General features: G+C 67.7%; 10 protein-coding genes and 1 pseudogene. 9 read left to right on the top strand and 2 right to left on the bottom strand.

The features are described 5' to 3' along the window. Positions 1–70 precede the first annotated feature (70 nt). The 9 genes and pseudogenes from ABD287_RS17745 (at position 71) to mnhG (ending at position 7,565) form a co-directional block, all read left to right on the top strand. On the top strand, positions 71–400 hold the full coding sequence (locus ABD287_RS17745; protein WP_425565664.1) for an integrase core domain-containing protein: 330 nt from the start codon (positions 71–73) through the stop codon (positions 398–400). A gap of 49 nt (positions 401–449) precedes the next feature. Beyond that, positions 450–971 (top strand): annotated as a pseudogene (locus ABD287_RS17740) (NF041680 family putative transposase); the annotation flags it as partial. Positions 972–1,077: 106 nt separating this feature from the next. Further along, a complete protein-coding gene (locus ABD287_RS17735) occupies positions 1,078–1,563 on the top strand; it encodes a cation:proton antiporter regulatory subunit (protein ID WP_344174561.1) in 486 nt (161 codons plus the stop codon). A 43-nt stretch (positions 1,564–1,606) separates the two neighbouring features. Further along, a complete protein-coding gene (locus ABD287_RS17730; protein WP_344174559.1) occupies positions 1,607–4,429 on the top strand; it encodes a Na+/H+ antiporter subunit A in 2,823 nt (940 codons plus the stop codon). Beyond that, complete coding sequence (locus ABD287_RS17725) at positions 4,430–4,870, top strand: Na(+)/H(+) antiporter subunit C (RefSeq protein WP_344174557.1); 441 nt, start codon at positions 4,430–4,432, stop codon at positions 4,868–4,870. Then, positions 4,867–6,393 carry a Na+/H+ antiporter subunit D gene (locus tag ABD287_RS17720; RefSeq protein WP_344174555.1) on the top strand — a complete coding sequence of 509 codons (1,527 nt, stop codon included), beginning with the start codon at positions 4,867–4,869 and terminating at the stop codon, positions 6,391–6,393. Before ABD287_RS17725 ends, ABD287_RS17720 begins: the two co-directional genes overlap by 4 nt. Further along, on the top strand, positions 6,390–6,950 hold the full coding sequence (locus ABD287_RS17715) for a Na+/H+ antiporter subunit E (RefSeq protein WP_344174553.1): 561 nt from the start codon (positions 6,390–6,392) through the stop codon (positions 6,948–6,950). Before ABD287_RS17720 ends, ABD287_RS17715 begins: the two co-directional genes overlap by 4 nt. Positions 6,951–6,978: 28 nt before the next feature. Next, complete coding sequence (locus ABD287_RS17710) at positions 6,979–7,209, top strand: MrpF/PhaF family protein (RefSeq protein WP_344174551.1); 231 nt, start codon at positions 6,979–6,981, stop codon at positions 7,207–7,209. Beyond that, entirely contained in the window at positions 7,209–7,565 is a 357-nt protein-coding gene (mnhG, locus tag ABD287_RS17705) for a monovalent cation/H(+) antiporter subunit G (RefSeq protein WP_344174548.1), read from the top strand. The genes ABD287_RS17710 and mnhG overlap by 1 nt, the downstream gene beginning before the upstream one ends. 414 nt (positions 7,566–7,979) lie before the next feature. Here mnhG and ABD287_RS17700 read toward each other — a convergent pair whose 3' ends face one another. Beyond that, positions 7,980–8,177, bottom strand: coding sequence for a hypothetical protein (locus ABD287_RS17700; RefSeq protein ID WP_344174546.1), 198 nt, complete (start codon positions 8,175–8,177; stop codon positions 7,980–7,982). A gap of 1,005 nt (positions 8,178–9,182) precedes the next feature. Beyond that, entirely contained in the window at positions 9,183–9,344 is a 162-nt protein-coding gene (locus tag ABD287_RS17695) for a hypothetical protein (protein WP_344174543.1), read from the bottom strand. Positions 9,345–9,577 lie beyond the last annotated feature (233 nt).

The following is a 9,577-nucleotide window of genomic DNA, read 5'->3' as shown; positions in this document are numbered from 1 at the left end:
AAGGTCCTCAACTGGAAGACACCCGCCGAGGTCTTCGAAGAGCAACTACGCTCACTCAAACCACCCGGTGTTGCATCGACCAGTTGAACCCGCCCAATATAGGGCTATTCGTTACACCCAACGCCTCGCTGAGGCCGGCGCGGTCGCCTCCGTCGGCTCCAAGGGCGACTCCTTCGACAACGCCATGGCCGAAGCGTTCAACTCCCTCTACAAGGCCGAACTCGTCCGCAACACCGGACCCTGGCGTGGCCTCCACGACCTCGAAATCGCCACCGTCGAGTACATCGACTGGTACAACAACCGCCGCCTCCACGGCGAACTCGACCACACCCCACCCGCCGAACACGAGGCCCTACACGCGATGACCCAACCGATCACCGCAACCCTGGAAACCAGATAACCCACTCTCCATCAAACCCGGGGCTTGACAGTGACCTACCTGTCATCGAGGCACCCTGATCCGGCTGACCGTCGATCACCTGCCCGGCGACCGCGACCCGAAACCGGTGTGGCTGTGGTGCTCCGCGGCCGACGCCACCGCCACCGCCATCGACCGCTGGTGGCAGACGTTCCTGCGCCGCTTCGACGCCGAACACACCTTCCGGCTGTTCAAACAGACCCTCGGCTGGACCCGACCCAAGATCCGCACCCCCGCCGCCGGCGACCGCTGGACCTGGCTAATCATCGCCGCCTACAACCAACTCCGCCTGGCCCGGCCACTCGCCGCCGACCTACGCCGCCCCTGGGAACGCCCGACACCGCCCGGGCGGCTCACACCCGCGCGCGTCCGCCGCGGGTTTCGGAACATCCGCCCGACCACCGCCCTGCCCGCCAGCGCACCGAAACCCAGCCGACCCGGCCCCGGACGCCCAGCCGGCTCCCGCAACCGCCGGCCCGCACCCCACCACGACGTCGGCAAAACCATCAAACGCGACCTCAGCATCACCGCCCGCAAGCAGCGCAAAGGTTAAAGAACAAGCTAGGTCGCGGGAGCGTGGCGGAACGGATAAGCTGGAAGATACTTCGCCTACTTCGCCAACGCCACGACGGCGTGTTGACACATCCGCGGGAGGGCAGATGGACCTGGAGCGTACGTCGCTGTTAGGCGTCGGCTTGTCCTACGCCTTCACCACCGAGAACGGTCAGCGTGGCGGCGTGGTCGCGCGAACCGACGGCGAACGCGAGCTGGTCCTGTACGACCCCGCGGACCCTGAGAGCTCCGTCGGCACGCTGACCCTCACCGCCGAAGAGGCACGGACCGTCGCAGAGTTGCTTGACCTGCCGGTGACCATCGACCACGTGGTGGAGCTGGAGCGCCAGCTCAAGGGCGTCGAGGTGATCCGCTTCCCCATCGCCGCAGACTCCCCCTACGTCGGGCGGACCATTGGGGACAGCCGCGCCCGGACCCGCACCGGAGCGTTCATCATCGCGGTCGGCCGTGACGGCCAAGTGTTGCCGTCGCCGGGTCCCGAGTTCCGCTTCGAGGCCGGCGACACGGCCGTCGCGGTTGGCCAGGCGGCCGGACTGGATGCCCTACGTGAGCTGCTCGCCCGGGACGGCTGAGCGCGCGTACCGCGTGGTGTGAGGGAAAGGATCGGATCCAGGCGTGCTGGAGCTGCTGCTGCTGCACCTGTTCGCGGCCGCGTCAGCGCCATGGCTGGCCCGCTGGCTCGGGCGGCCCGCTTTCGGGCTGCTTGCCGTCGTTCCCGCCACAGGGTTCGGATGGCTGGCGCTCAAGGCAGGAGCGGTCCGCGACGGGGCCGTATTGGTCGAGGCATATCCCTGGATTGCCCAACCGCGCCTGGATCTGGCGTTGCGCCTGACCACGCTCTCCTGGGTGATGGCCATGCTGGTCTGCGGGGTGGGCGCGCTGGTGCTGGTCTACTGCGCCTGGTATTTTCCCGCCGCAGAGCACGGCGTGGCTCGGTTCGCGGGGCTGTTCGTGGGGTTCGCCGGCGCGATGCTCGGCCTAGTCCTCTCCGACGACTTACTGCTGTTGTACGTGTTCTGGGAACTGACCACCGTTTTCTCGTATCTCCTCATTGGGTACGAGGCAACTAGGCGTCCCAGTCGCCGGGCAGCAATGCAGGCACTGCTGGTGACTACCCTGGGCGGGTTGGCGATGCTTGTGGGCTTCCTCATTCTGGGCGCCCACGCCGGCAGCTACCGGTGGTCCCAGATCGCCAACGACCTGCCTGATGGCGGCTACCTGGCCACCGCGCTGGCGCTGATCCTGGTCGGGGCGCTGTCCAAATCAGCGATCTTCCCCTTCAGCTTCTGGCTGCCGGCGGCGATGGCTGCGCCCACACCCGTCAGCGCCTATCTCCATGCCGCGGCCATGGTCAAGGCGGGGGTGTTCCTGGTGGCCCAGCTGGCGCCGGCGCTTTCGCAGGTTCCGGGGTGGCAGCCGACGCTGCTGGTCGCCGGGGCTGTGACCATGCTGACCGGTGGGGTCGGCGCGCTTCGCCAACACGACCTCAAACTCCTGCTCGCCTATGGCACCATCAGCCAGCTGGGGCTACTGATGGTGGTCTTCAGCGTCGGCACGCGGAACTCCGCCCTGGCAGGTGTGGTGCTGATGGTGGCCCACGCGCTGTTCAAGGCACCGCTGTTCCTGGTCGTGGGCATCATCGACCGCAGCGTCGGCACCCGCGACCTGCGCGAACTGACCGGCCTCCGGCGACGGGCGCCAGCATTGGCTACGGTGACCGTCGCGGCCACAGCGTCCATGGCTGGTCTGCCGCCGCTGGCGGGGTTCGTCGCCAAGGAAGCGGTGCTCGACTCGCTCGGTGGCGGGGGCTGGCTGCGTCTGGGCACGCTGGCGGTCGTGGTGGCCGGATCGACACTCACCGTCGCCTACAGCGCGCGGTTCGTGTGGGGCGCGTTCAGCGACCGCGACACCCCCGAGCCGCGTCCGCTCCGGCGGATCCCGGCGGGCTTTCTCGTCGCGCCGGCGGTCCTGGCCACGGCTGGCCTCGCTGTCGGCCTGCTGGCCGGCTCATTGAATGCGCTGCTGGTGCCGTACGCGCGCGCCTTCGGGGTCCACGCCGACGATTACCAGCTGGCGCTGTGGCACGGCTTCACTCCGGCATTAGGGCTCAGCGCCGTGGCGGTGGCGCTCGGCCTCGTCGTCTTCCGCTCCGGGCGCCGGCGGCAAGCTTCCGGGCCGCGCTGGCCGCGGCTGACCGGCGGGGCGGTCTACGACCGGGCCATGGCGCTTCTCGACCGGTTCGCCGTCGAGGTCACCGGCATCACCCAGCGGGGGTCGCTGCCCTTCTACCTCGGCGTGATCCTGGTGGTGATGGTGGCCATCGGCGCGACGGTGATGTTGACGACCGTCGCATGGACGTCGGAGTTCCGGTTCTGGGACACCCCCGTCCAGTTGGTGCCGGCGACGGTGCTGGTGGTCGCGGCCGTCTTCGCCGCCCGCGCCCAGCGCCGGCTCACCGCGGTCATCCTCGTCGGCGTCACCGGGTACGCGACGGCAGGACTGTTCATCCTGCATGGCGCCCCAGACCTGGCGTTGACTCAGTTCCTGGTGGAGACGCTGGCGATGGTCCTGTTCGTGCTGGTGTTACGGCGCCTCCCTCCACGCTTCTCGGAACGACCCCTGCTGGCGAGCCGGCGCGGACGGATCACCTTGGGCGTAGTCGTCGGCGCCACCGTCGCCGCCATGTCGTACGCCGCGGCGAGCGGGCCCAGGCTCCCGCGGATCTCCGCCGCGTTTCCGGACGCCGCCGTTGACTTTGGCGGCGGCAACAACGTGGTGAACGTGACGCTGGTGGACATCCGCGCCTGGGACACCATGGGCGAGATCGCAGTGCTGGTGGTTGCCGCGACGGGGGTGGCGAGCCTGGTCTACCTCACCGGCCCCAGACCCAGTGCCAGGGCCCGGCCGCCTCGACCGCCGCGCCAGGGGGAGGTGTGGTTGACGGCGGGGCACACCGTCGAGGCCACGCTGCGCTCGCCGGTGTTGGAGGTGGTGACCCGGCTCCTGTTCCACATCATCGTCCTGTTCTCGCTATATCTGCTGTTCACCGGGCACAACACACCGGGCGGTGGCTTCGCCGGCGGGCTGGTCACCGCCCTGGCATTGGCCCTCCGTTACCTGGCCGGCGGCCGGTTGGAGCTCAACCTGGCCGCCCCGGTCGACGCGGGTCTGGTGCTCGGCGCTGGCTTGTTCGTCGCCGTGGGAACCGGCATTGCCGGGATGGCGCTCGGTGGCGAGGTGTTACAGAGCGCCCTGCTGGACGTCCACCTCCCGGTGATCGGCGACCTGCACCTGGTGACCTCGACGTTCTTCGACATCGGGGTCTACCTAGTCGTGGTGGGCGTCGGGCTGGAGCTGTTACGGAGCCTCGGCGACGAAGTGGACCGGCAGCACGAACGCGATCAGAGGGCCGGGCAAGCGGAGCACGGAGGAACCTGAATGAGCCCGAATTTGCTCTACGTGATCGTAATCGGCGTGCTGGTCGCCAGCGGCGTCTCGCTGCTGTTGGAACGCACCCTTACTCGGGTGATTCTCGGCGTGACCCTGCTGGGGAACGGCGTCAACCTGTTGATCCTGCATGGCGGGCGGGCAGGTGGGCCACCCATCGTGGGAGTCACGCCGCCGGACCAGATAAGCGATCCACTGTCCCAGGCCATGATCCTGACCGCCATCGTCATCACCTTGGGGATGGTCGCGTTCCTGCTCGCCGTGGCGTACCGCAGCTGGGTTCTGCTTGGCCACGACGAGGCCCAGGACGATGTCGAGGACAAGCGCATCATGCGCCTGGCGGCGTTGGACGAGGGTCCGGACACCGAGGATGTCGATCCAGCCACGCTCGCGTTGCCCGACGTGAACGTGACCCCCCGGAGGCGCCAGTGACCTGGCTAGTCCCGCTGCCGGTGGTCGTTCCGCTGCTTGGCGCGGCGATGACCCTCATGATGAGCCGAGCGCCGCGGGTTCAGCGGCTGGTCAGCATGACGGTGCTCGGGCTGACGTTGGCGGTCTCCGGCGCCCTCCTAGTTACGACAGCGGTCAAGGGGCCGTTGGTCGTCGCCGTCGGCGCGTGGCCAGCGCCGCTGGGCATCGTCCTGGTCGCCGACCAACTGGCCGCGCTGATGCTGGTGGTATCGACCACGATGACGCTGTGCGTACTGATCTACTCGATCGGCCAAGGCCTGGCTGACGGTGCGTCGCAGGCTCCGGTGTCGGTCTTCCATCCGACGTATCTCATCCTGACCGCGGGCGTGACCAACGCGTTCCTCTCTGGTGACCTGTTCAACCTGTACGTCGGCTTCGAGATCCTGTTGGCAGCCAGCTACGTGCTGTTGACATTGGGCGGCACCGAAAACCGCATCCGCGCCGGCACGACTTACGTCGTGGTGAGTCTACTGTCGTCGGTGGTCTTCCTCATCGCCATCGGGCTGGTCTACTCGGCCACAGGAACGCTTAACCTGGCCCAGCTGGTGGAGCGGCTGGACATGCTGCCGCAGGGTCTGCGGCTGACGCTGCAGGGAATGTTGCTGCTGGCCTTCGGTATCAAAGCCGCGGTCTTCCCGCTGTCGGCCTGGCTGCCGGACAGCTACCCGACCGCCATCGCCCCGGTGACCGCGGTGTTTGCCGGCCTGCTGACCAAGATCGGCGTCTACGCGATCATCCGCACTGAGACGTTACTGTTCCCCGGCGGCCGGGTCGCTACAATCCTCATGGTGGTCGCCCTGTTCACGCTCCTAGTGGGAATTCTCGGAGCGGTGGCCCAGTCTGACATCAAGCGACTGCTGTCGTTCACGCTCATCAGCCACATCGGGTACATGGTGTTCGGGGTGGGCCTGGGGTCGGTGGCCGGGCTCAGCGGCGCCATCTTCTACGTCGTCCACCACATCATGATCCAGACGACGCTGTTCCTGGTCGTCGGTCTCATCGAGCGGTACGGCGGCTCCACCTCGCTCAACCGGCTTGGCGGTTTGGCCAGACTCGCCCCCCTGCTCGCGGTTCTGTTCTTTGTGCCGGCGCTCAACCTGGCCGGTATCCCGCCGTTCTCCGGCTTCCTGGGCAAGGTCGCGCTCCTGGAAGCCGGCGTCGTTGACGGCGGCCTGATCGCCTGGACGATGGTTGCCGGCGGCGCCATCACCAGCCTGCTCACTCTTTACGCCACCGCGAAAGTCTGGAACCTGGCGTTCTGGCGGGCGCCGCCCCCACGGATGCCCGGAGCCGCCAGCGACGCCGGCGCAAGCACCCCGGTGCTACCGGTGATGATGATGGCGCCCACGCTGGTCCTCGTTGTCGTCGGTGTGGGCCTAACCCTTGTGGCCGGGCCATTGTTCGACTTCAGCGCCGACGCAGCCACCGACCTGCTGTCGCGCACTCCGTACGTGGAGGCAGTGGAGCGGGGGGTAACGCCGTGAGGCCGACCCGCTGGACCGACCGGCTTCTGGCGCTCACCGTCCTGGTGACGATCTGGGTGTTGCTGTGGGGTGTGCTGTCCTGGTTGACCGTAATCGGTGGGCTCCTGGCGGCCGTGGTGATCCTCGTGGTGTTCCCGCTGCCGCCGGTAAGCTTCGGCGGCCGCCTACGTCCGTTCGGCATCCTCCGGTTCGGCGGGCGGTTGGCTGTCGACCTGCTGGTGGCAAGCGCGCAGCTGGCCCGGGAGGCGTTTCGCTTCGGCCAGGAGGGGCGCAGCGCGATCATCGGGATGCCGCTTCGGGTGCGTTCGGACCTGAACCTCACTCTTACCGGCGAGGCGCTGTCGCTGGTTCCCGGCAGTCTGATCGTCGACACTGACCGTGAGAGCAGCATCCTCTTCATGCATGTCTTCCCGGTGCGGGACCGACTTGACGTCGAACGACACCGCGCCGGCATGTACGGCGTGGAGGCACGGATCATCCAGGCGATCGGGTCGGCCGACGAAATCAGACGGGTTAGCGAACCGCCGCCATCCACTCCGAGCCAGACAGAGGGTTGACGTGACGACAGTAGCTTCGATCGTGGCGGTGCTCTTATCTGTAGGCCTCGGCCTGGCGCTGGTGCGGATTGTACACGGGCCGACCGCGCTGGACCGGATCGTCGCTCTGGACGCGCTGCTGGCGATCGCCATCGGCGCGATCGCTGTCGAGGCCGCCTACAGCAAGGATCCCACCGCCTTGCCAGCTCTGGTCGGGCTGTCCATCCTGGGGTTCATCGGTTCAATCACCTTCGCCCGCTTCCACTCCCGGAGCAAATGATGCGACTCGACGTTGTCGCCGACGTGCTGGCTGCCACCTGCCTGATCAGCGGAGCCCTACTGAGCGTGGCCGCCGGAGTGGGTTTGCTTCGATTCCCGGACCTGCTGTCGCGGATGCACGCGGCGACCAAGCCGCAGATCCTCGGATTGTTGCTGATTCTCACCGGGACCGCGTTGCGGCTGCGCACCACGGTCGACATCACCACGCTGGTGTTGGTGGGGGCGTTCCAGCTGGCCACTGCGCCGGTCGCGGCGCACATGGTCGGCCGAGCAGTGTACCGATCAGGTCAGATTCGCCAGGATCTGCTGGTCCTCGATGACCTCGCCGCCCATCGGGAACCCAGCGACAACGACTGAGCGAAAGAGCCGGGCGCCGGGTGGAGCAGCGTCTCTGGCGGGTATGACCGGGCGCCTTAGGACGGGTGAGCCCCCCGGCCGACACGATGCCGGTAGCTGCCCGGCCGTGCCGACCATGGGGAGCCACCCGCTCTCCAGATCGGTCGCGATGTGCCCGGACGGTCGGGGCCGACGGTCGTGTCTTCCAGGCCGATGCTGGTGGGTAGTCCCAGCTGGCCGGCGCGGGCCACCAGATGCCAGCAGGCCCCCCTTTCCCCGTATAGCAGGCGCGGACCGGCCACGGCGAGCTCGGTCGAGGAGGGCGAGTATCGCGGCGGTTGTGGTGACGACTGTCTTGGCTGGGCTATCGATGATTCCACCAAGATCCGTGCCCAGCCAGCCGTACCGAGGGCCGCCAGCTCTTGGGGGTGGGGGTCAACCACAAGCCAGCCTCCAGAGCTCGACCCGGACCGGTGCAGGGGTCTGAAGCGACTCGGCGAAGCCGTCCTCGCTGGCGTTGCCCGAGGCGAAGTCCGGCCGTGCCGCCACCGGCAGGTCGGCCCACCGGGTCTCGGCCGCCAACCGTCGCCGAGCATTACCGTCGCTGATCCACAGACCCGTACTGACTCGCACCGGCACACCGGACAGGTCGGCGCACCGCGGTGACGCCTGCGCCCACATGGTCTACTCAGTAGGACGTGAGCGGACCGTGACCACGGCCCAGAGGCATGCTGGCGACCGGCCCCCTGGCGGCGCGATTGTGTTGCTCCATGGTTGCTCGGCTGCCGAGCTGACAACAGACATCACGCGAGACCAACGGCGACCGCGCGAGACTCGCCGGCTCCGCGAACCCACAGGGCGCCGCCGGTGAGCTGGGGCCCGTCCCGCGACCGCCGACAGCATCGGCGCCGGCGCTTTCCGTCAACATCCACGCACGAAAACCGGCCAGAACGGCAACCTTCCACCAGAGCTGTCCAGAGATCCTGTCTCATCTCCTGCGAGGCGCCAGCCACAAATCCGCACCCAGCGATAGCGAAATCAACTATCGGAACTTCGGACTACGGATCAGAAGGTTAGGGGTTCGAGTCCCTTCGGGCGCACAATGATCAAGGCCGTGACCTGCGGAAACGCAGTCCACGGCCTGTGTTGTCTATCCACTGTGGGCCGCTTACTGCTCCTGTGCCGCTCCCCCGACGGAAAACACCCAAGGCGACCCGGCGACTACTCAAAGCTTCGTCACTGTGAGTATCGGATGGTGGTTTGCTCACCCGTTTGGTGGGTTACATTGCAGGGCGTTTCCCTGATGCATTTCGCTTCAGGGTGCGGCCGTCCCGTTGTGTGTGGCGGTGTCGGGTCATCATCAGGCGAGGGACCCGGGTCAGCCTGGCGGTTCCGTGGGAGCCCACGGGCGACGACTCGATCGGTGAGTCGGCCGAGTAGCAGGTAGGGCGATGAGCGGTTCGAGTCGACCGCCAGCTTCCGGCGGTGCCATCGACCAGGCGTCGGCAGGCTCGTCCTCACCTCTCAGACGATTTCGCCGGCCGAGCGCTGGCCCCGCCCGGACCGCGGGACCGCTCGACCACCACGGACATCACCGCGACCACGCCGGTCGAATACCTAATGCGACAGACCCGGGCGTCAGTGCCTGCCCGCCCGGGGCACCTCCGGCTCCGACACCGGGGACGACTCGGCGGGACCGCTTGCGGTGTTGTAGGCATGCTTGGCCAATAGCCGCAGAGCCTCCTGCACCCGGACATGGACGGTCGGGACATCGGAGGATCGCTCCACAGGAGTGGTCACCACGCGATGGTAGACCCCGAGGCCGGCCGCGAGGCCAAGCCGCAAGATCACCGCCGCACCCGACCCCAAACCCCTGACAGCGCCGCGACGGCAACCATCGATGCCAACCGAGCGACCGGCCGACCACGCGCACTATCAGCGGCTACTTGTTTCATTGACCCAGGACCGGCGCCCGGCCAGGCTCGGTTTAGGTGCCCGGGTTGGACGCTCTCTTTCGCGGCTGCCCACGACCT

It is taken from the genome of Pilimelia columellifera subsp. columellifera (assembly GCF_039532605.1).
Taxonomy (GTDB): domain Bacteria; phylum Actinomycetota; class Actinomycetes; order Mycobacteriales; family Micromonosporaceae; genus Pilimelia; species Pilimelia columellifera.
The sequence above is the reverse complement of the archived record's forward strand: the minus strand, read 5'-3'. Positions and strand labels throughout refer to the sequence as shown.

What these genes read in the sequence shown, in the direction of transcription:
- ABD287_RS17735 (WP_344174561.1), top strand. Translation starts at nt 1,078, where the DNA reads ATGGACCTGGAGCGTACGTCGCTGTTAGGCGTCGGCTTGTCCTACGCC.
- ABD287_RS17725 (WP_344174557.1), top strand. Translation starts at nt 4,430, where the DNA reads ATGAGCCCGAATTTGCTCTACGTGATCGTAATCGGCGTGCTGGTCGCC.
- mnhG (WP_344174548.1), top strand. Translation starts at nt 7,209, where the DNA reads ATGCGACTCGACGTTGTCGCCGACGTGCTGGCTGCCACCTGCCTGATC.